The 23,828-nt window shown below is 54.9% G+C and carries 22 protein-coding genes and 2 pseudogenes; 11 read left to right on the top strand and 13 right to left on the bottom strand.

Annotation, left to right across the window (positions count from 1 at the left end):
* Positions 1–35: 35 nt before the first annotated feature.
* The 3 genes from rpoD to hisB form a co-directional block, all read right to left on the bottom strand.
* Positions 36–1,772 carry an RNA polymerase sigma factor RpoD gene (gene rpoD, locus JCM12296_RS19795; RefSeq protein ID WP_054697036.1) on the bottom strand — a complete coding sequence of 579 codons (1,737 nt, stop codon included), beginning with the start codon at positions 1,770–1,772 and terminating at the stop codon, positions 36–38.
* Positions 1,773–2,038: 266 nt separating this feature from the next.
* Positions 2,039–3,841: a DNA primase gene (gene dnaG, locus JCM12296_RS19790; protein ID WP_054697033.1), complete on the bottom strand. Its 1,803-nt coding sequence runs from the start codon at positions 3,839–3,841 to the stop codon at positions 2,039–2,041.
* A gap of 296 nt (positions 3,842–4,137) precedes the next feature.
* Positions 4,138–4,725, bottom strand: coding sequence for an imidazoleglycerol-phosphate dehydratase HisB (gene hisB, locus JCM12296_RS19785; protein WP_054697030.1), 588 nt, complete (start codon positions 4,723–4,725; stop codon positions 4,138–4,140).
* On the opposite strand from hisB, the gene JCM12296_RS38585 reads away from it, so the two are divergent.
* From JCM12296_RS38585 to JCM12296_RS19775, 5 genes are all read left to right on the top strand, one after another.
* On the top strand, positions 4,724–4,912 hold the full coding sequence (locus JCM12296_RS38585) for a hypothetical protein (RefSeq protein WP_157067762.1): 189 nt from the start codon (positions 4,724–4,726) through the stop codon (positions 4,910–4,912). The two genes, hisB and JCM12296_RS38585, sit on opposite strands and share 2 nt — an antisense overlap.
* 81 nt (positions 4,913–4,993) lie before the next feature.
* On the top strand, positions 4,994–5,272 hold the full coding sequence (locus tag JCM12296_RS49340; protein WP_306304098.1) for a hypothetical protein: 279 nt from the start codon (positions 4,994–4,996) through the stop codon (positions 5,270–5,272).
* Positions 5,227–5,679: a YcaO-like family protein gene (locus JCM12296_RS49335; protein WP_306304097.1), complete on the top strand. Its 453-nt coding sequence runs from the start codon at positions 5,227–5,229 to the stop codon at positions 5,677–5,679. The genes JCM12296_RS49340 and JCM12296_RS49335 overlap by 46 nt, the downstream gene beginning before the upstream one ends.
* Before the next feature lie 5 nt (positions 5,680–5,684).
* Positions 5,685–6,737: a YcaO-like family protein gene (locus JCM12296_RS49330; RefSeq protein WP_306304096.1), complete on the top strand. Its 1,053-nt coding sequence runs from the start codon at positions 5,685–5,687 to the stop codon at positions 6,735–6,737.
* Positions 6,738–6,904: 167 nt separating this feature from the next.
* Positions 6,905–7,891, top strand: coding sequence for a GAF domain-containing protein (locus JCM12296_RS19775; RefSeq protein WP_172683996.1), 987 nt, complete (start codon positions 6,905–6,907; stop codon positions 7,889–7,891).
* Positions 7,892–7,930: 39 nt separating this feature from the next.
* Here the strand turns inward: JCM12296_RS19775 and JCM12296_RS19770 are convergent, their stop codons facing one another.
* From JCM12296_RS19770 to JCM12296_RS19755, 3 genes and pseudogenes are all read right to left on the bottom strand, one after another.
* Positions 7,931–8,314: a response regulator transcription factor gene (locus tag JCM12296_RS19770; RefSeq protein ID WP_054697024.1), complete on the bottom strand. Its 384-nt coding sequence runs from the start codon at positions 8,312–8,314 to the stop codon at positions 7,931–7,933.
* 42 nt (positions 8,315–8,356) lie between these two features.
* On the bottom strand, positions 8,357–8,620 hold the full coding sequence (locus JCM12296_RS19765) for a hypothetical protein (RefSeq protein WP_054697011.1): 264 nt from the start codon (positions 8,618–8,620) through the stop codon (positions 8,357–8,359).
* Positions 8,617–10,966, bottom strand: a pseudogene (locus JCM12296_RS19755) (RiPP maturation radical SAM C-methyltransferase). Before JCM12296_RS19755 ends, JCM12296_RS19765 begins: the two are co-directional and overlap by 4 nt.
* Before the next feature lie 516 nt (positions 10,967–11,482).
* Here JCM12296_RS19755 and JCM12296_RS45000 point away from each other — a divergent pair.
* Both JCM12296_RS45000 and JCM12296_RS19745 read left to right on the top strand, forming a co-directional pair.
* Positions 11,483–11,890, top strand: a complete 408-nt coding sequence (locus JCM12296_RS45000) for a hypothetical protein (RefSeq protein WP_054697002.1) — start codon at positions 11,483–11,485, stop codon at positions 11,888–11,890.
* 26 nt (positions 11,891–11,916) lie between these two features.
* On the top strand, positions 11,917–14,763 hold the full coding sequence (locus tag JCM12296_RS19745; protein ID WP_340147870.1) for a hybrid sensor histidine kinase/response regulator: 2,847 nt from the start codon (positions 11,917–11,919) through the stop codon (positions 14,761–14,763).
* 11 nt (positions 14,764–14,774) lie between these two features.
* Here JCM12296_RS19745 and JCM12296_RS19740 read toward each other — a convergent pair whose 3' ends face one another.
* The 6 genes from JCM12296_RS19740 to JCM12296_RS19715 form a co-directional block, all read right to left on the bottom strand.
* Entirely contained in the window at positions 14,775–15,173 is a 399-nt protein-coding gene (locus tag JCM12296_RS19740; RefSeq protein ID WP_054696998.1) for a hypothetical protein, read from the bottom strand.
* Between the two features lie 393 nt (positions 15,174–15,566).
* Positions 15,567–16,388 carry an NUDIX hydrolase gene (locus JCM12296_RS19730; RefSeq protein ID WP_054696987.1) on the bottom strand — a complete coding sequence of 274 codons (822 nt, stop codon included), beginning with the start codon at positions 16,386–16,388 and terminating at the stop codon, positions 15,567–15,569.
* 27 nt (positions 16,389–16,415) lie between these two features.
* Positions 16,416–17,117 carry a DUF6794 domain-containing protein gene (locus JCM12296_RS19725; RefSeq protein ID WP_157067761.1) on the bottom strand — a complete coding sequence of 234 codons (702 nt, stop codon included), beginning with the start codon at positions 17,115–17,117 and terminating at the stop codon, positions 16,416–16,418.
* Positions 17,066–17,224, bottom strand: coding sequence for a hypothetical protein (locus JCM12296_RS38580; RefSeq protein WP_157067760.1), 159 nt, complete (start codon positions 17,222–17,224; stop codon positions 17,066–17,068). Before JCM12296_RS38580 ends, JCM12296_RS19725 begins: the two co-directional genes overlap by 52 nt.
* Complete coding sequence (locus JCM12296_RS19720; protein ID WP_054696981.1) at positions 17,221–17,634, bottom strand: lytic transglycosylase; 414 nt, start codon at positions 17,632–17,634, stop codon at positions 17,221–17,223. The genes JCM12296_RS38580 and JCM12296_RS19720 overlap by 4 nt, the downstream gene beginning before the upstream one ends.
* Complete coding sequence (locus JCM12296_RS19715; RefSeq protein WP_172683995.1) at positions 17,631–18,287, bottom strand: lytic transglycosylase domain-containing protein; 657 nt, start codon at positions 18,285–18,287, stop codon at positions 17,631–17,633. The genes JCM12296_RS19720 and JCM12296_RS19715 overlap by 4 nt, the downstream gene beginning before the upstream one ends.
* 279 nt (positions 18,288–18,566) lie before the next feature.
* On the opposite strand from JCM12296_RS19715, the gene JCM12296_RS19710 reads away from it, so the two are divergent.
* Entirely contained in the window at positions 18,567–20,144 is a 1,578-nt protein-coding gene (locus JCM12296_RS19710; RefSeq protein WP_054696976.1) for a sigma 54-interacting transcriptional regulator, read from the top strand.
* A gap of 30 nt (positions 20,145–20,174) precedes the next feature.
* Here JCM12296_RS19710 and JCM12296_RS19705 read toward each other — a convergent pair whose 3' ends face one another.
* Positions 20,175–20,603, bottom strand: a complete 429-nt coding sequence (locus JCM12296_RS19705; RefSeq protein ID WP_054696973.1) for a hypothetical protein — start codon at positions 20,601–20,603, stop codon at positions 20,175–20,177.
* A 312-nt stretch (positions 20,604–20,915) separates the two neighbouring features.
* Here JCM12296_RS19705 and JCM12296_RS19700 point away from each other — a divergent pair, with 312 nt between their 5' ends.
* From JCM12296_RS19700 to JCM12296_RS50660, 3 genes and pseudogenes are all read left to right on the top strand, one after another.
* Positions 20,916–21,971, top strand: a complete 1,056-nt coding sequence (locus JCM12296_RS19700) for a TRAP transporter substrate-binding protein (RefSeq protein WP_054696970.1) — start codon at positions 20,916–20,918, stop codon at positions 21,969–21,971.
* Between the two features lie 4 nt (positions 21,972–21,975).
* Positions 21,976–22,443, top strand: a complete 468-nt coding sequence (locus JCM12296_RS19695) for a TRAP transporter small permease (protein WP_172683994.1) — start codon at positions 21,976–21,978, stop codon at positions 22,441–22,443.
* A gap of 52 nt (positions 22,444–22,495) precedes the next feature.
* Positions 22,496–23,798, top strand: a pseudogene (locus tag JCM12296_RS50660) (TRAP transporter large permease).
* The last annotated feature ends 30 nt before the right edge of the window (positions 23,799–23,828 follow it).

Below are 23,828 nucleotides of genomic sequence, written 5' to 3'. Positions count from 1 at the left end.
ATCTTGCCACATCGATCGCAGTGATCACCCGATGGTCAATTGTCGATAAAGCTTTTCAGTTTACGGCTGCGGGTGGGATGGCGAAGTTTCCTGAGCGCTTTGGCTTCAATTTGGCGGATCCGCTCACGGGTAACGGTGAAGTCCTGCCCGACCTCCTCAAGCGTATGATCAGCCTTCTCACCAATGCCGAAACGCATGCGCAACACTTTCTCCTCACGCGGGGTGAGCGTGGCCAGCACTTTGCGGGTCTGCTCGGCAAGATTCATGCTCACGGCCGCTTCAGAGGGCAGCATAAACTTCTTGTCCTCGATAAAATCGCCCAGATGACTGTCTTCTTCCTCACCGATGGGGGTTTCCAGGCTGATGGGCTCGCGGGCGATCTTGAGGACCTTGCGCACCTTGTCGATGGGAATCTCCATTTTTTCGGCGATCTCCTCGGGCCGCGGCTCCCGTCCGAACTCCTGAACCAGATAACGGGAGGTCCGGATCAGCTTGTTGATGGTCTCGATCATGTGCACGGGAATACGAATCGTGCGGGCCTGATCAGCAATGGCCCGGGTGATGGCCTGCCGGATCCACCAGGTGGCATAGGTCGAGAATTTGTACCCCCGGCGGTACTCAAATTTATCCACCGCCTTCATCAAGCCGATGTTGCCTTCCTGGATCAGGTCAAGGAATTGAAGGCCCCGATTGGTGTATTTTTTGGCAATACTGACCACCAAGCGGAGGTTGGCCCGGATCAGTTCGCTTTTGGCGAACTTGGCCCGCATGCGGCCTTCGTCCACGCTGGCCATGACCCGCTTGAGATTGCGGTTGTTGGCCTTGAAGTCGTTTTCCTTTTCCACCAAAAGGTCGGTCACGGACTTCAGGTGGTCGTATATCCGTCCTAAAGATGGATCATCCAGGCTCGACAAACCCAGTGCCCATTGGGTGAATTGATCCCTGTCCGCCAGATGATCCCGCAGGTCGCGAATGGTCGTGCCAAGGGATTCCGCCGTCATCGACACCAGACGATTCTGGGCATCAAACCAGTCAATCAACCGCCGAATATGCGCTTCGATGCGATCGATCACGCCGCCTTCCAGACGCCACCCCTTGAGCAAATCGAAGATCTTGTTATTGCGACGCATGATGCTGCGACGGATACGACGGGCTTCATCCGAGTCCAACTGTTCGCTGAACATGCGTTCGCGGTATTGCTGGTTTTCGTCGTTGACTTTGCGGATCTCGGCGATGGTTTTCAGAAAATTTTCGATCTGAACCATTTCGTCGACATAGGCGTCCCCTTCATCCACATCCCGCAGAACATGTTTGGGTCTGAGCGCCCCTTTTTCGATCAGGTCACCGAATTCGAGAATGTAATTGACGCCCAAAGAGGTCTCCAGAAGCGCTTTCAGGACATCCTGTTCACCCTCCTCGATTTTCTTGGCGATTTCCACCTCGCCTTCCCGACTGAGCAGGGTCACCATGCCCATCTCGCGCAGATACATCTTTACCGGGTCCGTCACCGATCCGAAATCAGATACCGAAACCGACTTGCTCAGCGACTCCTTCTTCTCTTCCGACGCGTTATCCTTGCCGGACAAGGCGTCTTCGTTATCGATGATTTCAATATCCATGTCATCGAACATCATCAGCGTATCATCGATCATCTCCGACGACATCATTTCATTGGGCAGGACCTCGTTGATTTCATCATAGGTCAGGGTTCCCTGCTCCTTGCCCTTTTCGATCAATGCCTTGAGCGCCTTCTGGTTGGGTTTCTTGCCCAAGGGTCGCGTTTTCTCCGATTTTGCGTCCTGAACCGCCGCATCGTCACCCGCTTCGACACTTTTCTTCGCTGCTTTTTTTCGTCCGGGCTGACTACCGCATTGCGCTTATCATCGGATGTTTTGGTCATTTCCGTTTGCCTCCTGAAACCGGACAGGATTGTTTGCCGTCCACAAATGGTACCCGATAGCCTGATGATGGATTGATCTTGGCGTCCCTCTGCGGCTGTGGGCAGCCGTTATGGGCAGGCGGTGTATCTTCTTTGGCCTTAAGTCTCCAAACCGCTATGCTTTTGAACGGTATTACGGACCTGATGCTGCTTCTCCTGAAGCAATCGGGCCAACAGTTCGACATCACCACTTTTCTCAGCGGCCTCAATCCGTTTCAACAAGTCCTTGTCGCGGCGCCGCCGGCTGCGTTCGAACTGGTTTATCAGACGCTCGCAGCCGCTACGGTCCCATTGCTCTTCATTCATCGCCAGACGGGCGATAATGGCCTTTTTCTTTGGTTCTTCCCAACGGGAAATCAAACCGGCGATATCATTATCGCCCGGTTGGGTATAATGCTCAACGATGCCATGTCCGATCTCCGCCAGCAGCGGATCGGTAAAATGCGCCAAGAGTCGTCGTTGCCTGATATCGGCAATCATTTCCGGGAACTGTAGCATCATGGTCACCAGCTGCCGTTCCAACCGGAAGGCTTCACCCCGAATGCGCTTTTCCGGCGGAGATGGCGCAACCGGCCGGCGCCGGTCCAGTGGCGGAGTGGCCGTAGATTGACGCACTTTCTGCAAAATCACGGCTTCATCCACATCGATCCGTTCGGCCAGGTACTTGACCTGCAGTGAACGGGCCACGGGGTCGGAGATTGCCAGAAGGGCCTCGCGCAGGGTATTGACGATGCGAACCTTGCCATCGATGCCAAGCCCATACCGGTTGATGGCAGACTCGACCATGAACGGCAGCATCCCCATGGCCTTTTCGGTCGCCTTCAGAAAATCGTCGGGCCCATGGGCCATCAAAAAGGAATCCGGGTCGTGCCCTTCGGGCAACACCAGGATACGCGCCTCCAGCAGCCCCTTCTGAAATACGCCCACGCTACGTTCGGCCGCCTTGATGCCCGCCCGGTCCGAGTCATAAACCAGGATCGCCCGGCCGTTCTCCCCCACGAAACCTTTCAGAATCTGAACATGGTCGGCGGTAAGGGACGTTCCCAAAGTGGCCACCGTGTTTTCGATTCCGAATTGTTGCATGGCGAGTCGGTCGAAATAGCCCTCGACCACATAAATCGTTCCGGTTTCGCGACTCTTGACGCGTGCCCGATCCAACCCGTAAAGCGAGCGGGCCTTGTGGTAGACCGGCGTTTCCGGACTATTCAGGTATTTGGGCAGGCTCTTGTCCATCACGCGCCCGCCAAAACCAATGGGTTTGCCCTGCCCGCTGAGAATCGGAAACGTCACCCGGTTGCGGAACCGGTCGTAGTAACCCTGCCCTTTCTGCCGGGGTATCACCAAGCCGGCGCGTGCCGCCACATCCACCGAACGTCGCTGGGACCGGAAATGGCGCAACAGGTGATCCCAACCGTCGGGAGCGAAGCCGAGCCCGCCCGTTTCAATGGTTTTTGGCGTTATTCCGCGTTGGAGAAGATATCTCATGGCTTCCCGCCCCCTATCGGAAAAGAGGCAGTCGCGGTAGAACTTCATGGCCTCGCCGTTAAGCGTTAGTATCAATTCCCGTTCCGTCAACTTTTTTTTCTCATAAGCCGACAGATTGGGGCTGGGAAGATCGATGCCGTAACGTTCGGCCAAGCTCCGGGCTGCCTCCGGGAAACTCATTCCACTTTGTTTCATGAGAAAGCTGAAGACATTTCCGCCCGCGCCACAGCCAAAACAGTAAAAAATCTGCTTATCCGGACTCACGGTAAACGAAGGGGTTTTTTCGGCGTGAAAAGGGCACAGCCCAAGGTAATTGCGCCCCGACCGACGCAGGGACACCGTATCCGAAACGATCTCAACGATGTCGCAAACGTTCTTGATCGCTTGAATTTTATCCTCAGGGATGAATGCCGCCAAGAAAAGCCGCCTCCATATAGATGGATTCGGGGTCAGTCGTGTTCCGGTAGGACCCAGACCGTTGCGAACGAAACTGTCACGGGCCGGATTGATGGTACAAAATGTGTCTGAACAATTGGGCAACGTCGTTAGTTATCGCGGACATAGGCTTGCCTTTTTTAAATTTGACAATTTAAGGCGGGGATGTTTGTTTGTCAAGGTAACGTGATTAAATTTTTCAACAACATCCCATGGACAAAAAAACGAATCGTCAACAATCGATGGACCGCCGGTTAGATCACGAAAGTGGGATTGCCTTACAGCACCCCTTTGGAGGAGCGTACGCCCTTTTGCCGCGCATCGATCGATACGGCCTGGCGAAGCGCCCGCCCAACCGACTTATAGGTCGCTTCGAGGATGTGATGTTCATTCTCGCCATAATCGACGTTGATATGCAGATTCATGCCGCCCTTGACGGCAAAGGCGCGAAAAAACTCCTTGGCCAATCCCCGGTCAAAGGCGCCGTGAGCCTCCACGGCCGGTGGCAGATGGTAGACCAGATAGGGTCGGTTGGACAGATCAATCGCCACTTTGGCCAGGGTCTCGTCCATGGGCGTCACGGCAAACCCGTAGCGCCGGATACCCGTTCGATTCCCCAGGGCCGAGGAAAGGGCCTCTCCCAAAACCAGTCCAACATCCTCTACCGTATGATGAAAATCGACCACAAGGTCTCCTATGGCCTTAAGCTTCAGGTCGAAGCGGCCATGAACACAAAAAAGGGTCAGCATGTGGTCAAAAAAACCGATTCCCGACTGAATCTCGGCAAGGCCATTGCCATCCAAATTCAACTGAGCATCGATCCGGGTCTCGGCCGTATGGCGTTCGATGTGACTGGTGCGGGCCATGGCGCGTTCTCCTCGAAAAGGACGTATGGGGCTGGTGCGAAAAGCGCGTGGAAATCCGTCAAACGGCTTCAAAAACGTTCTTTCTTACCTTGAAATTCATGTGAAAGCAAGCGCTTCGCAAAAATGGTGGTCACAAAAAGAACTTGCCAGAGAAGGTGCCGGATGGGTAGAAGGCAGAGATGGGTAGAAGGCAGAGTGGCAATAATGCTGACGACACCCTTTCTGACAGCACTCTTTCTGACAGCACCTTTTCAAGGAACACGATTCAATGAAACAGACAGGCCCCATCCGCATGGCAGATGCTTTTAAGGAGGCGACCGACGATCAGGATAAAATCTGGCTGCCCGAAAAAACCGTAGCCCGGGTCAAAGCCAAGATGCAGCAACTTGACCTGAAAATCATGGAAAACACTGTCCGCATCGACAATGGCCGGCTCGATATCCCGGTTTTTTCAGCACCTGCGGCCACGATGCACGCAAGGTCATCGGCACGAAAAAACAGATGGGCAAAGGAGCGACACCCGCCCAGGCCGAGGCCAGCGCCGTAATGGAACTGGTCGAACGGTTTAGTTTCTTCAGTTTCTATAAAAACGAGGCATACAGCGAAATCGGCACTTATGATCGTTTTGCCGACAAGGCCATCGGTTTCGACCAAATCGCCAAGTCCGTGCATGACACATCGGCGGATCTCGACGTTGCCGAACAGGTTTTCAAGACGCTGCCCCTGCGCTGGGTCGGCGCCTGGAATCTTTCCCGTGAGCGAGAGGAACTGATACCGCTGGACTGGTTTTATGCGATCAACGCGTTTAACGGCCCATCGGCGGGCAACTGCATCCCTGAAGCGCTCTGTCAGGGAATCTGCGAAGTCGTGGAACGGCATGTCTCTTCCGTGATCAGCCGCCAGCGCATCGCCGCTCCGCGTATCGACCCGACCACGGCAAAGGACTTTACGTAAAGGAGATGCTGGCCAAATACGCCAACGCCGGCATCCAACTGACCATCACCGATTTCAGCCTGGAGATGGGCATTCCTTCGGTGGGGGTGCTGGCCTATGATCCCTCGACGTTTCCGGCAAAAAGTGAAATCGTCTGGACCGCCGGCACGACCCCCAGCCCCGAAAAAGCGCTCAGCCGCGCCCTCACCGAAGTGGCTCAGTTGGCCGGGGATTTCAATTCCGGTTCCAATTACGTGGCCTCGGGTCTGCCCAAGTTCACCCGTCTGGCGGACGCCGCCTTCGTCATCAACGCGCCAGGCCCGATTTCCCTTTCCACTCTGCCGGATATGTCAAACGCCAATATCCGCATAGAAGTTGACGCCTGTGTTCAGGCGCTGGCCCGGCAGGCTCTGGATGTGCTGGTGGTGGACACCACCCACCCCCAACTGGCCATTCCGGCGTTTTACACCATTGTTCCCGGCGCCCATTTCCGGGAACGTGCCGTGGGCACGAGCGTGGCCATGTTTACCGCCAAACTCACCATGCAGCATTTTCCTTTGCATGAAGCCATCAGGCGCCTGGAAGCGATGGCACGGCTGCTGCCAGGAAAATATTTCATCCAATTCTACCTGGGCCAATGCCACCTGGAACGTAACGACCCGCAGCGTGCCCTGATGTACTTTGCCCAATCCCTTGACCAGTCGCCAACCGACCAGGACCGGCCGAGCGTTTACTCGTATATGGGCGTTTGCCACAAGGAGCTCGGCCAATACGACGCGGCGCTGCAGGTTCTGGCCAAAGGCGCGGCCATCGATCCGGAGCGTACCGACATACACAACCTCATGGGATTTTGCCACTACATGCTGAAGAACCACGCCGAGGCAATCGCCTGTTTCGAGAAGGTGATCCAGCTCGATCCCAGCTCGGCCATCGACTATGCCAACATCGCCTCCAACTATCGTGAGTTGGGCCGCATGGACGATGCGGTGAACTACTACCGTCTGGCCCTGGAACTGGATCCGGGCATTGATTTTGCCCGTGACAACCTGGAGCGGCTCACCGGTGAAAAAATGCGATAGATCTTCGTGATATCCCGATAACCCACGCACAGACCCGACTTATGACCAAAATTCAATCTGCATCGACTGCACCAGAAACTCACAAAGCCCTCGGTACCGAGCGACTGAAGGCCGAAATCGCTGCGTTGAAAGAAAAAAACGCAAGCCTTTCACGCCGAAACAGTGAATTGGAATTAATTTGCGATTCTTTCCTCTCCATCAATTCCAGCTTGGAACTGGATCGGGTCCTATCCACCATCTTGGAAGCCATTCGGGCCTTATTTGGTGTGGTCGGCAGCTCCATCTGGCTGAAGGATGCGCGGACCGGAGAGGTGATTTGCCAACAGGCCGCCGGTTTTCAGCGCAACATCGTCAAAGGATGGCGCCTTGCGCCGGGTGAAGGGGTTGCTGGATGGGTCAGCACATATGGCGAACGGGTCATTCTCTCGGATACCAACACCGATATGCGCCATTTCCGCAAAGTGGCCGATACCATGAAGGTGGAATTGCGTTCCCTGGTCAGTGTCCCCATGCGGGTCAAAGGCACCGTGATTGGTGCTTTGCAAGTCGTGGACCGGCAGATCGGTCGTTTTAACGCTTCCCATGCCGAACTTCTCGAAGCCCTGGCCGACGCATCGGCCACGGCCATCGAGAATGCACAGCTGTTCAAGCGCGCCAATCGTGAAATCGCCGAACGGAAACGCGCGGAAAAAAAACTGAAGGAAAGTGAGAAAGCCCTCAAGGAAAAAAGCATCGCCCTTGAGGAGGTGAATACCGCCCTGAATGTTCTGCTGAAAAGCCGTGAAGAAGATCAGGTTCACATGGAAGGGGTCATCGTGGCCAATGTCAAGGATCTGGTAACCCCCTTCTTGGAAAAATTGAGTCGCAGCCCGTTGGATGAAAAACAAGCGGTCTATGTGGAAATCATCCAAACCAACCTTGCCAATATTGTCGCCCCTTTTATGCGTCAGATCCCACTAAAGTATTTTGACCTGACCCCTACTGAGATTCAAATCGCCGATTTGGTTCGCAAGAATAAAACGACCAAGGAAATTGCCGAGATTCTGAACGCCTCCTCGAAAACCATCGAAGCCCATCGCAACCGTTTGCGTAAAAAACTGGGGCTGACAAACCAGCGTATTCAGCTTAGGGATTACCTGACGACCCTCATTTAGGGGTGGTTTGATTTCAGGCAGGCGCTTAAGGCCCGGCGTTCAGGTATCGCCGGCCGGCCCGATGAGTGCGTGGATTTTGTCCATCAGCTGGCGATTGGAAAAAGGTTTGGTAATATAGGCGTCGGCGCCCATGGCGAGTCCCTTGGCGATATCGGTATCCCGATTTTTGGCACTGAGGAAGATGATCCGGATCGCGTTCCATTCCGGTCGGCTGCGAATAAGCTGGTATATTTCGTACCCATCCAGATCCGGTAGCATGATATCCAACAAAACCAGCGCCGGTTTGAATTCGCCGATCTTTTCGATGGCCTCCTTGCCGCTCTGAGCCAATTTCGGCACGTAGCCCTCTTTTTCCAGCAGGTACTGCAACGGGACCAGAATGCTTAATTCATCGTCAACAATCAAAACTGTTTTGGGTTGCATGCATGGGCTCCCATCATCAAGAGGTCGGCAACAGGGAAAAAATCATGTCAGCCAGCTGGCCTCATCTTCAATCCAGACGGCGACCGCATCCAGGTATCGATCCAGGCGGCTGATTTTATGGACACGTTTGCGCATCCGCCGGCCATTCATAACCCCACTTGAAAAATACCCCCAGAAACCCTTCATCCGGTCCAACACATGGCCGGGCCCATAAAACCGCTCGCTGTATCCCGCCACCAAGTCGGCATGGAAAGCCGCAAAGCGCTGCCGGCGGTTTTCGACCGGCGCCCCACCGCCTTGGATCATCTCGCCAGAAAGGGATTGGCCAAAAGCCCGCGCCCCAGCATCCAGGCGGCCACGCCGGGGAATTGCGCCATCAGTGAGGTAAATGTTAGGGGATGATGGATGTCGCCATTGTACACCACCGGATGCGCCAACTGCGGGAGATAATGTGCGAAGGCCGAAAGATCGACGCGGCCATCGTACATCTGCACGCCGGTGCGGGGATGGATGATAATCCGCTCGAGGGGATAGCGATTGAAGATCGGAATCAGGCTTTCCAGTTCATCGGCGGAAAAGCGTCCGAGACGGGTCTTGACCGAAAGCTTGCCGGAGAATCCACGGCAGATGATCTCCAGCAGACGATCGATTTCTTCCGGAAACGGCAGCAGTCCGGAACCCCGTTTTTTTGGCCACCATGGGATAAGGGCAGCCCAGGTTCCAGTTTATCTCCGTGTATCCCAGATCGACCAGGGCATTGGCCAGGCAGATAAAATCCTCACCATGATTGCTCAAAATCTGAGGAACCACCGGCAACTGAGGGTTATCTTCAGGCATCAGGTCGGCCAGGTGCGAGGGTTTGATCCGCCGCCCTTTGATCGAGGTGACAAATGGCGCCACGGCCTCGATGATCCCGCCGAAATGCCGTTGAAAAGCATTCCTGAACACCCCGTCGGTAAACCCGCGCAAGGGGGCCAGGATCAGGTGCGGCATGCGGCGTCTCCCTTTTCCCGGACGGACCGCCAGGCTCAAGTATTGATCGTTTTCTTTGAACATCAGCCGTTTGACCACCATGGCGTGAAGAAACCGCTCAATCTGGCCACGCTCATGGGTGGGGAACGCTTCGGCCAGTTGACGGAGGGTACCCGGATGGTGGAGATGACGGTAGATGGCCGCCGAAACACCGGTAAGTCGGTGCTTAATGGGCATCCGATCCGGCCAATACTGTTTCACAATCATAAAAGTCTCCCCATCCCGTGCAGTCAAAGCAGGGCTTCCACCGGTTTGTTTCTGCAACCGCGCATAATTCCCGGACCATTCACGAACGCGTGTTTCGACCGGTTGCCACAATCGCCGCTGTTGCTGGCGGTCCCCCCGGTATCCTTGAATCATGAAACGCAGCCCATTGGCCACCCGTGCAGGGAAAAGCTTTTTCAGGTTGGGATGATTGAAACGGGCCCGAATGTGAAAATCCCTGGCCAACCGATACACGGGGCTTCCCAGCCCCAGCCAGAACCCCACGGTTTTCAAGGGACGGTACCATTGGACAAAATCAAGCGTTTGAAGCGTTTCATGAACATCGGATGCGTCACTCGACGGGAAATGCAGGATCAGGTTGGATGAATGGGCGATCCCGTAAAGCTCGCACACCTTCATGATGAACAGGTTATCGATGACCCGCGTCCCCTTGTTCATCTTCTTGAGGAGGCGTCCGGACAGCGATTCGATGCCGACTTGCACGGTGTCCAGCCCTGCCGCCGCCAGCTTCCGGATATGTTCGGGCGGCGTGGTCGCCCTGAGCTCGGCAAAAATGGAGAGGTCCCATTCCAGTGACCGGAGGCCATCGGCCAACGCCGCACTGCCATGTGGGGGCAGGGCATTGTCGGCGAACGCCAGTGAGAGCACCTGATGGCGTCTCACCAGTGTATTCACCTCCCGAACAACCTGCTGAGCCGTTTTTGTTCGATATCCCTGCCATTGTAGGTTGAGGTTGCAAAACGCACATCCCTTGAAACGCCGGGCCTTTTCTTTTGCCTGCCACCAGCATCCGCGCGATGCCTCCACCGGCAACGTCGCGAAAAACCGCTCGGAAACGGGCAGTTGATCCAAGATATCAAAATAATCATCATAATCCGGTGTCGGCAACGCATCCAGACGCTGCAATTGATTGAAACGGACGGCATCTGGATCAGACTGAGCGGCGGAACATACGCCGGCAGGCAGCGTGTTCGGACGATTGCCATTTCCGGCGAGTATCATCCGGCGAACCAATTCGGTCAAAGGGCGCTCCCCCTCACCGATAATCACGTAGTCAATCTGGGGAAATTGTTTCAGCAGCCCTCGAGCCGCCTGGGCCGAGAAGGAAGATCCACCAACAACGATCGGCAGATTCGGCCGGATGGCGTTGACCCGCGAGATCAAGTAGAGGGATGCCGTGGTCTGACAGGAGGAGATCGAAAAGCCGACGAGGTCCACCAACTCCCAGTCGATCCGGCTTAACCATCGTTCGGATTCATGTTCAGCAGTCAGCGCCAGGTGTGAAAAATGGTCGGAAGCCGCATCGTTACGCGGTAAGGTGCTGCGGTATAGCGCTTCGGCCTGGTCGGCACGTTCGGGGTAAAGCAACGCCGCATAGATTGCCTCGCTCGCCATACGCGCCGGGAAACCGCTTGGTAAGCGCCATAGCCGACGGCCCTGGCCACCTCCAAGAAGAAGTGGTTGGCCGTGACGGTAACCTGGGGCAACGCCTTGGTCAGGTAGGCCTTCAACGCGCCCAGCGGCAACGATGGCCGATTGAAAAGCGGCCAAGGGGCAGCGGTCAGGAGGACGTTTGCCGTTTTTCGCATTCTGTTTTTGTTCCCGAAAGTATGGCGACCTCGCAAATATCGATCTCTATAGCGTTAATGACTGAATTCATCAAGGGAGGTCAACAAGGTTTCGGCCGATGGCGAGTGGAAGACGCCCCATGGAAGCGCCACCAAAAGCGCTACTGAACACCGGATTTTGCCCCATCACCCAATTTTTCCTTGAAAAGCGCAAGCTCGCCTGTATACATGGAAAGTTTAAAACCGTTACAGACAGCAGAAAGCGCGTTGAAGCAGCATCAAGTCGCAGAGTCCACACTGATCCGCACATTGGACACACCTGAAAAAACAAGGTTACACCACCATGCCGATGAAGATTTCCATCCGCTGGGCCCTGATCGCCGGTTTCCTGGGATTGATTTGGGGAACCGAATTGACCACCACGACGTCTTCCTATCTCACCTCCCAACAGGTGTTGCGCCAGCATGCCAGGGACATCATGCAGAACATTGCCGGGCTGGCCATGGAGCAATCCCAAAACCATCTCCTGCACGCCCATAGCGCAGCAGCGCTGACCCGACGGCTCCTGGCAGCCAATGTGGTCAGCAGCGATACCGAAAAAATGGTTTTCTCGAGCGCTACTTGTATGATCAACTCTCGCTCAACCCTCATTTTGCCGGCATTTATGTCGGAACGCCCAACGGTGATTTTTATGATGTGCGCCACTTCGAGCGGTATGACAAGGGTGGGTTTCGGACAAAGGTCATCCTGAACCGCGAAACGGGCCGACACGTCCGATTGTCTTACCGTGACGCGGACTTCCACCTCAAGGCAAGCGATGTGGACAACGCGGACGCCTATGATCCCAGGAAGCGGCCATGGTATCAGAAAGCAATTGCCGAAAACCGGATCGTCTGGACGGACCCCTACATTTTCTACACCTCACAAAAACCGGGAATTACCATTGCAGGGCCGTTTTTCGATTCTGAAGGCATGTTAAGGGGCGTGGTTGGCGTGGACATCGAAATTGATCAGCTATCCACATTCATCGGAAATTTGAAAATCGGCAAGCATGGCAAGGCGTTCATGATCAACCGCAACGCCGATGTGGTTGCCTTTGGCGAAATTGACAAACTGAAGGTCGTGGATCAGAGCGGCAACGGCTCCTTTCGCCTGGTAAAAATACAGGAGCTGGACGATCTATTTAGCCGCAAGGCCTTTGCCGCAGCAAAAATAGAAACTGACGCTGCGGGTATGCTGGTAATGGACGGATCGCGTTTCTCGCGTTTTGAAAATGACGGCCAGGACTACCTGGCCATGTTCACCCCTTTTTCAAACGCCCAATGGCCGTGGATCATTGGCGTCTACCTGCCCGAAGCGGATTACCTCGGTGCCATTAACGCCAACCGACGACTCAATATCTGGGTGACCATCGCCATCTCCTTCTTCGCCGCCGTTATCGGCTTTCTTCTCGCCCGGGGTGTCATCCGTCCCATCGCGCTTTTGGAAGCCACGTCTCGGAAAATGAAATTGGGTCAAACCGTGCCCCTCCCGCCCATCCGCTCGGTCTATAGCGAAATTCAGGAAACCGCCAATGCCTTCGGTGAAATGAAAACCGCCGTTGAACGCAGCCATCGCAAGTATTTGGGTATTTTTAACAATATTCAGGATGTCTACTGGGAATCGTCACTCAATGGGACCATGATCGAGATTAGTCCGTCGATCGAAAAAGTCTCCGGCTACAAACGCAATGAACTGATCGGCAAAACCACCCTCAAATTTTACAGTGAGCCCGAGCACCGCCATGATATGGTCGCGATTCTGAAAGACAAGGGACGAATTTACGACCATGAAGTGGTTTTCAAGGATAAGGATGGCAGGCTGATGTATTGCAGCTTGAATTCGATTCTTTTGCGCACACGGTCGGGAAAACCCTATCGCATCATCGGATCCTTGCGTAACATCAGTGACCGAAAAATGGCCGAGGCTGAATTACTTAAATACAAAGAGCAGCTGGAGGCATTGGTCAGAGCACGTACCATGGAACTGCAAAAGGCCAATGATGGGCTCCTGGCCCAAATTGAGCAACGCCAGGCCATGGAAAAACAATTACGCATCAGCGAGGAAAAATACAGAACCATCCTGGACACCATTGAAGAAGCCTATTTTGAAACGGACTACCGCGGCAGGCTGACCTTCGTCAACGACGCCGCCGGACGGATCATGGGATATTCAGCGCAGGAACTTCTCGGCATGCACTTCAGACACTACGCAACGCATCAAGCCACACGGGAGGTCATTCGCGCCTTTGTAAAAATGGTACAGTCCGGCGACCCCGTACGCGTCATCACCTATCCGGTGACAACCAAAAATGGGGAAAATAAGATTCTGGATTTGAGCGCAGCCCTGATTCATGAAAACACGGGCAAGATTACCGGTTTTCGCGGTCTGGCCCGCGATGTTACCGCAAAATTCATTGCGCAACGCGAAAAAGAAAAACTTCAAGGACAACTCAATTACGCCCAGCGCATGGAGGCGGTTGGCACCCTAGCAGGAGGTATTGCCCATGATTTCAACAATCTACTAATGGGCGTGATGGGAAACGTTTCTTTACTGGAGACAAAAATCGGCCGCGACAGTCCCCTTTCGAGCTATTTGCAGGCCATTGAACATTGCGTCGAAAGTGGCGCCAGTCTGACCCGCCAGTTGCTTGGGTATGCCCGTGGGGGCAAGTATCGGGTGACCTCGGTCGACCTCAACGAAGCGGTTAAGCGAACCACCGACATGTTCGGCCGTACCAAAAAAGAAGTCCGCATTTTGACACACTATGCGGACAAGGCCCAATTGGTGAACGCCGATCAAGGCCAAATCGACCAAGTGTTGCTCAATCTGTACGTCAATGCCTGGCAGGCCATGACCGACAACATGACGCTTCGCGTATCAACCGATTGTGTGGTTTTGGATGCGGCCTTCACGACGCCTTTTTCCGCCAAACCAGGATCCTATGCGGCTATCAAGGTTCAGGATCAGGGCAAGGGAATTGCGCCGGAAATTATGAAACGCATCTTCGACCCCTTCTTCACCACCCGAAAAATGGGGCGTGGAACCGGACTGGGGTTGGCATCGGCTTTCGGCATCATTAAAAATCATGGTGGTATTATCGACGTTCAAAGCCAGGTGGGCAAAGGGAGCACTTTCACCATTTACCTGCCACTGGCGGATTGTCCTTCCCAAGAGGAGGGGCAACGCGCGTCATCGGAAGCGGCTGCCGAAGCCGGATCGGGCAGGCTGCTGGTGGTGGATGATGAGGCCTTCGTATTGAAGGCGCTATGCGCCATCTTGCAGGATCTGGGGTACCAAGTCGTTACCGCCGGCAGCGGTCAAGAGGCCATCGACCGTTTTACAATCGAAAAAGACCGTATTGATGGTGTCCTTTTGGACATGATCATGCCCGATATGAACGGCCGTCAAGTCTTGGGCGAATTGAAGGCCATCCGTCCGGATGTCAAGGTGATCCTCTCCAGCGGCTACAGCCTGGATGGGCTGGAGGAACAGCAGGAAAATGCCATGGGGGACGGATTTATTCAGAAACCCTACACAATCGATGAATTGTCAACGATTCTGGCCCGTGTCTTTCATCGGTAGCAACAGGGCTATCACGCATCCGCCAGACCGATGCGCAAGGGGATCACATGCCGTTGGGGTGACACTTCCTGCGTGCGACCCAATTCCCATGCGTCACAATGTTTGCCGTTGGTCAAACGGGCATTGATGGATTGAACCAGGCCGGCCAAATCGATCACCGGATGACGCATGAACACCTCCGGCAGGCCGTGGGTCAGGTTACAGGCCAGGCATCGGCCGGGACGCTGGTTTAATTGGAATTCGAACTCGATTTGATCGTTCGTCGCCCGGTTGTAGGCCAAACGGATATCGTAGGCGCCCTCCTTGGCATCGCCAAAAAGCGCATCGAAGAAACGGTCGGCCCGTTGTGAAGGGAAGATGTCGTCCAGTACCTGTTGCGAAAAACACTGTTCATAGTCAAATACAGACATAGGGTCGTCCTCGCATGATCAAAATGATGAGGGTTCAACTCATGACGGCGCAGCCTCTTCAAGAACGGTAATCATCCAAATGGCTTGATCATAGCTTTCGCGCAGTCGCCTTTCAGCCGCTTCACCACTTTTCGCACGCCAGGGCATTGGCAGGGGCCCACTGGGAAGATCCTGGACTTCATAACTCCATCCATCGGGGTATTGTTTCAGAATCAATGTAAGGGGGGCCTGCTGATCCCGACGGATGGTGTGGATGCTCACTTTTTTTTGCGACCATTGTCTTTGCTCCGTCAGCCAAAACCGGGTTAACAAACGTATGGGAAGAGGCTTTTTACATCACCAACAGCACAAAATCAACGATTTGCGCGTTGCTTTTTCTCCATCCAGCATGGATCAGGTCAGTGTGCTCCCCTGCATATAGGTCTCTCCCAAGCGCCGCTTGATCACCCTCAACCGCTCCATCGGCGGTGGCGTATAGTCGAAAACGATTTTCAGAAAATGTTCGGTGATCCGGTAAGTCGCCCCCCAGAGCAATTCCTGGGGGCCATCGGGGTGATAGACAAAACAGGGCATCTCACGATCGGGCAGGTGTCCCGTACCGGGGATCCTTTTGCTGAATGAAATCCGATAGCGGGCGTAATGGGTCGCATCGAAAAAGGCATGCAGGGGAATCCGGACAATGCTTTCGACCTCCCAGTTGGGCGTGAAATGCTGTTGGTGGTTGACCCAAGCGACCATGGGATAGATGGCGCGCCTGAACATGACCAGTTGTTGGGCGGGCATGGGGCCGAGAAACCGGACTCCCAAGGGGTTGAGACGCATTTCCTCGAAGCCTTCTCGCAAACCCGTTGCCAAAAGCAGGGAGAGCTTCGAAAAATCCGCAAGGCGATAACGACGCCACCAGCGCGTATGCGGCCAACGGGTAAGCGGTGTGAAGGGCAATTGCAGCACCTGCGTCAACCCAAAATCAATGATCGGCGCAACACCGCCTCCAGGGCAACACAGATCGCCTGGCTGACGGACGTGACGCGACCGCTTGTTGAGGATCAGACAGGGTTCACCCGTGCGTTGGTCCGTCCCGAGCAGGAAGAGGACGGCTGAAATTTCTCTAAGGTCGCCACGGGTTTCGAATCGGAATTTACCCGGTGAACGCAAAAACAGGCGTTGCTGGATCAGTCGAATCAACGTTTCGGTATCATGGGGAAGCGTCAGCATGAACGGTTCCAAAGGAATCAGTGAAGATTATTTGATGATCCGGATACGGTAGGTTTCCCGGAGGTGTTCCCAAAGGAACCGGATAATCACGGCCGCCGTCTCTTCGGGCGCCAGCGTCCAACGGCCCGAACGGCGTCGGCAGTCGGTCAACAATTCGCTGTCGGCCGAGAAGAGATCAAATCGGTTATTGATATAGTTTCCCAAGGTAAAATGCAAGGAAACCAGCTCGGTTTCCACCATGTTGGCAATGGTGGCCTTGTCCTTCAAGGACAGTTCCTTTTCCAGATGGATAAGGGCGGCATCCAGACTGGTTGGGGACGGGACGGGCGGGCCGGGGATACGCTCTTTTTCGACCATCGAGGCCAGCGGTGAGCCGATGCCGGTATTCATCATGGTCAAAAAGAACGTCGCTTCCAGGATGCCGGCCACCTTGGCGTTGAACGCCGCGTTGTTTACCGCGCCATCCACATGCAGGCACCCAATCCGGTTCTCCCCGATCCATTCGGCAATCTTTCTGGAAGCACCAAATGCATTCGCCTGATCCAGATTCACCACAAGCATCGGTTTGTTAAACTGCGCGGTACGTTTGCGAACGGCCTCGGCAGCCATGGGTGAGCCCTTTTCCACCGTAAAAAACAGCGAACCATCGGACGCCTCAACCGCTTTGGCCAGCGGTGTCATCTCGGCGTCCTCGCTGAGTCGCTGAAGATCGTATTTTTCAGGTACCATTTCATTTGCGTAGCACCACCCGTGTGGTCGATCCCTAATTTGATGGCGATATCCAACGCGACCGTACCGGCTCCGGGATGCCCATTGGCAATAATTTTCTCGATCATTCACTCACCTCGGCATCTTTATCCATGGCATGGGGCGGATTGACACCCGGCGCGGGAGCGACGATCAACCGCTGCCCGGGGTGGATGACATCATGGATGCCGATCCGATTCCAAATGAGCAGTGCCGTCACGGGCACATCAAATCTGTCGGCGATTCCCGTGAGGCTGTCCCCCTTCTTGACTTCATACATCCGCTGGCGGCGGTTTTGTTTCTCCATATCGACAAGCTGGGCCAGTCGCTGCTGAAAACCGGTGGTCCCGCCCTCAGGGATGCTAAGGGCACGGGTGCCGGCGGCCAGGTAATACCCCCGCAGTTCCGGGTTAAAATCCTTAATGGTTTTGAAGTCCGTTTGGGCCGCCCGGGCAATCAACCGCAGCGGCATATCGGTGACGCTTTGGACCCTGATCATCGCAAACCGTTTCGGAGGGTAATAGTCCGCTGTTGTGAGAAAAAAACCATGTTTTTCAGGATGCTCCATAATGTGTTTGATCGCCAGCACGCGCAGAACAAAGCGCTGGGTTTCAAGCGGCAGGTAAAGGTGGTAATAGTCATGGGCCTCTTGTTCGAGAATCTGGCTTCAAGCCCCTTTTCGCCCATGTTGTAGGCGGCCAGTGACAGGCTCCACGATGCGAATTGTTCATACAGCATTTCGAGGTACGTCAATGCGGCGGGTGTACTCAAGTAGAAGTTACGCCGTTCATCGAACGCGCCATTGACCGTCAGGCCGAGATTCCTGGCCGTTTGGGGCATCAGCTGCCAGATGCCCATGGCCCCCTTGCTCGAACCGGCCTGCGGTCGCAAGGCGCTTTCGACAACCGCCAGGTATTTGAGATCGTCTGGCATCCCCCTTTCCCGCAGCATCTTTTCGATAAACGGAAAATAGCGGGTGCTGCGTTTGAGCCAGAGAATGACCTGGGCACGGTCCCCCAGGGACACCAGCATCTCTTTCTCGTAGCGCTCGATCACGTCTTGGGCATCCACCGGCACGGGCTCTCCGCAAAGCGTAACCGGTTTTTCAAACGCCAAGGCGGTCAGCAAGCGGTCGCTTTTCTCCTGCGCCATAAGACTACCGGCGTAAAATGACAAAAGGAGGCCCGTTAGGCTGCCAAGCATCAGAAGACGGTGTATCATGGTTTGTCGATTTCTCCGTGTTGCCGAGGGAGAATGCATTTTCCCTCGGTTATTCTATTTTCGGTTTTTCTTTTAGGTGCATACGCATGATCCCGAATTGGCCGGCTATCAGGCTGTAATTGCCGCTTGTCATTCCAGCCCTGACTTTTTATGATATTTTTCAATGGTTGTCATTTTTTCGCCTCCCCTTTTGGCCATGGAGAATGCCTGTTGCACCCATCCGTTAAGCTCAATCTGCTGTTCCGGGATCGCATTGGCGTGGTCGCCGATATATCCAGTCGTCTTGCCGACCAAGCCATGAACATTATCTCCATGGAGGTCGAACGAAAGAACGACATGGCGGATGTTTACCTGGAAATCCATCCGGGGGACCGCGCCTTGTCGGCCAAAGAGGTTCTGGAAACCCTTTCCGGTATCGACGGCCTTCAATCCATCCGCATCATTCAAACCTTACCCAACGAAAATCGCCAGAACACCTTCCAGACGGTACTGGACAATGTGAGTGACGGCATTGTCTCCATCGACGGCAACGGCAGGATTACCACCATCAACCAACTGGCCCGGACCCTCCTGAACTGCCGGAACGACGATCTGGTCGGTCACCGGCTGGACACCCTGGCGAGCACGGATTCGACCATCTTGGCATGTCTTGACGGCACCCCCCATACTCGCCTGCGCCGTCATGTATCCACGGAGAAGGGCCGATTCGAATTTTTCAGCAGCGCGCGTCCGATCATCGATTCCGCAGGCCGCATCATCGGCGCCGTGGAAATCATGAAGGAAATGAAGGCGATCAAGGCCCTGGTGGAAGAGGTCGTCCAACAAGAAAAAATCACCTTCGATACCTTTGTGGGCGGTACCCCTTCGGTCAAGCAAGCCATCGCTTTTGCCCGCAAGATTGCAACAACGCCCGCCATTGTTTCCATTCGCGGAGAAAGCGGGACGGGCAAGGAGCTTTTTGCCCGGGCGATCCACGCCGAAAGCATGCGCATCGGCCCCTTCGTTCCGGTAAACTGCGCCGCCATTCCCGAGACCCTACTCGAAAGCGAGCTGTTCGGCTATGAAAGTGGCGCGTTTACCGGAGCGGAAAAAAACGGCAGGGCCGGCCTGTTCGAACAGGCCAACGGGGGAACCCTTTTCCTTGACGAGATCGGCGAGCTCCCCCCCGGCCCCCAGGCAAAAATTCTACGCGCCATTCAGGAAAGACAAGTTCGCCGGGTTGGCGGATCAAAAGAGATCGATGTCGACACCCGCATCATTACCGCCACCAACCGTAACCTGGAACAGTTGGTGGAGAAAGGGGCTTTCAGACAAGATTTGTATTACCGCATCAATGTGCTGCCCATCCATCTGCCGCCATTGAGGGCCCGGCGCGATGATATTCCCATCCTGGCGGACCATTTTCTTTTTCAGTTTAACTGCAAGCTGGGCGGAGCGCTTCAGCGGCTCTCTCCCGAAGCCTTGGAAAAATTGGTCAACCACGACTGGCCGGGGAATGTCAGGGAGCTGAAAAACGTTATCGAACGCGCCGCCATTTTGTGCGACGGCCATTGGATCGACGAAGCGTCTATCCTTTTCAGCTTCGAATTAACGACATCACCCGCTTCTCTTGGGGGAAACCCGCAGTCGCCGTCCAACGGCAATAACCTTGCCCGGCAAGTGGCCGAGGTTGAACGCCGTATCATCGCCAGGGCCATCGGCTCGGCAAAAAGCCTCAGGCAAGCGGCCATCCACCTGGGAATTTCCCACACCACACTGCGCAATAAGATCCGCAAACACAACCTTTGACGGATTCATCACCGCGAAATAACACAACCATCAGGGGGCGAGGTTCAACCAATCGCAGATCAGTTTTTTCACCTCGGCAGGGTTCAGTTTCTCCACCGAGATCGACATCAGCCCCATCCGAAGCGAAATCCGCTCATCATCACCCCATGGCCACCAGGCGACATAAAGGACGTTACCGTTGACCGGATGGGAGGTGAACACCTTTTGTCCCGGAATAATGCCCCACCCGGCCTGGAAAAATTCCCGAATCGGCTCATCGGCATCCTGAATGGTGGCAAAGTCCCATTTATCGGCAAATTCCAGTGTCAGCGGAAGTTCGACCATGATCTCATCCTGGCGGTCGATGACCGTCAGCGCCAGATTGAACTCCCTGTCCCAACGCCATGGGCAGTTTTCAGGGATATTCAGGCTGACGCGTTGGCTAATAGTCTTGAATTCCTCAAAATCAATCAATGGCATGCGCTTCCTTGGGCGTTACTGGGAAGGGGTTCCCATATGGGGTGGATATCGGTTGATCAACCTCACCATGAATCTTCTGTATTGGCGCTAACTATAAAGCAATCTGCCACCGAATGACAATACCCCTGACCGATCTAAACTGGATTCGGCATAAAAAGCGGTTGACAGCCAAAACCAATTATATCAAGTTTCGAACGTTTTGCCGGTGCCGTCCCCATGGCGACGATTACCGGTTCGTCTTCCCTGGTCTACAAACACGGATCGACAAACACGCTTGATACACGTTCAATAACAGTCCAAAGGAGCGCGCCCATGACCCCCTTCCGCCTGCTTGCCTTGAGCCTAACCTTGACCATGCTTGCCATCATCACCCCAGTATCACCCACCGCTGCCGCCGATTCGGTTCAGCTGACCTACAGCATCTTTTTCCCGCCCACCCACGGTCAGTGCCTGGCCGGTATCGCCTGGGCCGAGGAGATTGAACGCCTCAGCTCCGGCCGGGTCAAAATCACCGTCTTTCCGGGAGGGACGCTGACCAAGGCCAATCAGTGCTATGACGGTGTGGTCAACGGTATTTCCGATATTGGCATGTCCTGCTTCGCCTACACCCGAGGCCGGTTTCCGGCCATGGAAGCCTTGGATCTGCCCCTGGGGTATCCCGACGGCGTAACGGCCACGAATGTAGCCAATGCTTTTTACGCCAAATTCAAGCCAACGGAGATGGACGATGTAAAGGTACTTTACCTGCACGCCCATGGCCCGGGTCTGTTGCATACCCGCAAACCGGTTAAAACATTGGCCGACCTGGCAAAACTGAAGATTCGTTCCACGGGCCTCAGCGCCAAGGTGGTCAAGGCCTTGGGCGGCATTCCCGTGGCCATGCCCCAGGGGGATACGTACGAGTCCCTGCAAAAAGGGGTGGTGGACGGCACCTTCGGTCCCATTGAAGCGCTCAAGGGATGGCGCCAGGCGGAAGTCATCAAATACACCACGGATTGTCATGTTGTGGGCTATACCACGGCGATGTTCGTTGTCATGAATAAATCCAAGTGGGCTGCCCTGGATCCGGAGCTCCAGAACATTTTCGAGGCCACCAGCCGCAAGTGGATCGACGTCCATGGCAAGCGTTGGGATCAGAACGATCAGGAAGGACGCGACTACTCCCTCAGTCTGGAAAACCAGATTATCCCGCTCAGCGATGAACAGAATCAACAATGGAAGGCCAATGTCCGCCCCATCATCGATGCCTACATTGCCGAAACGACCGCCAAGAACCTGGATGGCGCGGCCTATGTGGACATGTTGACCCAAGCCATTGAGAAAAATACGAACCCATCGCAGAAGATTGAAAATGAATCCGGAATCTAATTTTGTGGCTCCGATCGAACGGCTCGTGGTGCGTTTGGCGTCGTTCTTCAACGGTATCGCCATGCTGGCCGTGATGGGCATGATGATCCTTACCAGCCTTGATGTGCTGTTGCGTTTCTTTCGTCATCCCATACCCGGCACCTATGAAATGGTCGGTATGCTGGGCGCTGTTTTCGTCTCCTTTTCCCTGGCTCGCACCTCCGTGGACCAAGGCCACATCGCCGTCGAGTTCCTGGTTCAGCGGCTTCCCCGCAAGGTGCAGTGCATTGTCGAGGCGATCAATGCCGGCATCTGTGCCCTGCTCTTCAGCGTCGTTTGCCGTCAGTGCATCGCTTCCGCGGGGGATCTAAAAACCAGCGGAGAGGTCTCCATGACCCTGCAGATGCCCATCTACCATTCGTCTACGGCATTGCCATCGGATGTGCCATGTTGTCCGCGGTACTCTATCTCCATACCGTGGTCTGGTCGTTGAAAGCCATCGGCCCGCAGGTTTCCCTAACGGACGTCAGGTAAAGGAGCAAGTCATGAGTCCTACCATGGCCGGCATTGCCGGTCTTATTTTGTTGTTTGTGCTGATTTTCTCCAAAATGCCCGTGGGCTTTCTGATGATGCTCCTGGGAATCAGCGGGTTCGCCTATTTGGTCTCCCCGGATGCCGCGCTCAACCTCACGGCCAAAGACCTCCTGGATGTCTTCGGATCGTACAACCTGACCGTGATTCCTCTGTTTATCCTGATGGGGCAGATCGCCTTTCATTCGGGTATCAGCAGCCGATTGTTCAAAGTGGCCTACACCTTCATCGGCCACTGGCCCGGCGGTATGGCCGTGGCGACGCTGGGCGCCTGCACCGGTTTTTCGGCCATCTGCGGCTCAACCAACGCCACTGCCGCGACCATGGCTGCCGTCACCCTTCCGGAAATGAAAAGATACAACTACCATGATAGTCTGGCTACCGGCGTCGTTGCCGCCGGCGGCAGTCTGGGGATCCTCATCCCGCCCAGCGTCGTCTTCATCATTTACGGCATCATGACCGAGCAGTCCATCGGAAAACTTTTTATTGCCGGCATCATCCCCGGTATCTTCCTGACCGTGCTTTTTATCCTGGCCGTTGTCATTTGGTCCACCCTTCGACCGGATCTGGCCCCCAGAGGGCCCCGAACCACGCTTCAGGCAAAAATGAAATCCCTGGCCGGCCTATTGGAAACCCTGGCGCTTTTCGCCATGGTCATGGGGGGACTTTTTTTTCGGATTTTTTACGCCCACCGAAGCCGGCGCCATTGGCGCCATGGGCACCCTGATCATTGCGGTGATTCGGCGCAATCTCGACTTCCGCGGATTTGTCGCGGCGCTCTCCGAGACCACACGCATTTCCTGCATGGTGCTGGTCATCGTGGCAGGCGCCACCATTTTCGGCCATTTTTTGGCGATTACCCGGATTCCCTTTGAAGTGGCCAACTGGGTAGCCGGATTCGACTTACCCTCCCCGGTCATCATGGCCTTGATTATCTTTGTTTACCTGATCGGGGGCTGTTTTATCGATTCCCTCGCCTTTATCATGCTGACCGTGCCGATTTTTTATCCGGTCATCGCATCCATGGGATATGACCCCATGTGGTTTGGCGTCATTATCGTCCTGGTGACCCAGATCGGGGTGATCACCCCGCCGGTGGGCGTCAATGTGTATGTGGTCAGTGGCGTGGCCCGGACGGTTCCACTGGAGGTCATTTTCAAGGGGGTCCTTCCCATGCTGATCGCTTTGATCGTTGGCGTGGGGCTGATGATTCCCTTCCCCCAGATTGCATTATTTCTTCCGAACCTGATGAAATAAGACACCCCCGCCGGATTCATTCGCAACTGA

Source organism: Desulfosarcina cetonica JCM 12296, from assembly GCF_001311845.1.
GTDB classification, from domain to species: Bacteria; Desulfobacterota; Desulfobacteria; order Desulfobacterales; family Desulfosarcinaceae; genus Desulfosarcina; species Desulfosarcina cetonica.
The sequence above is the reverse complement of the archived record's forward strand: the minus strand, read 5'-3'. Positions and strand labels throughout refer to the sequence as shown.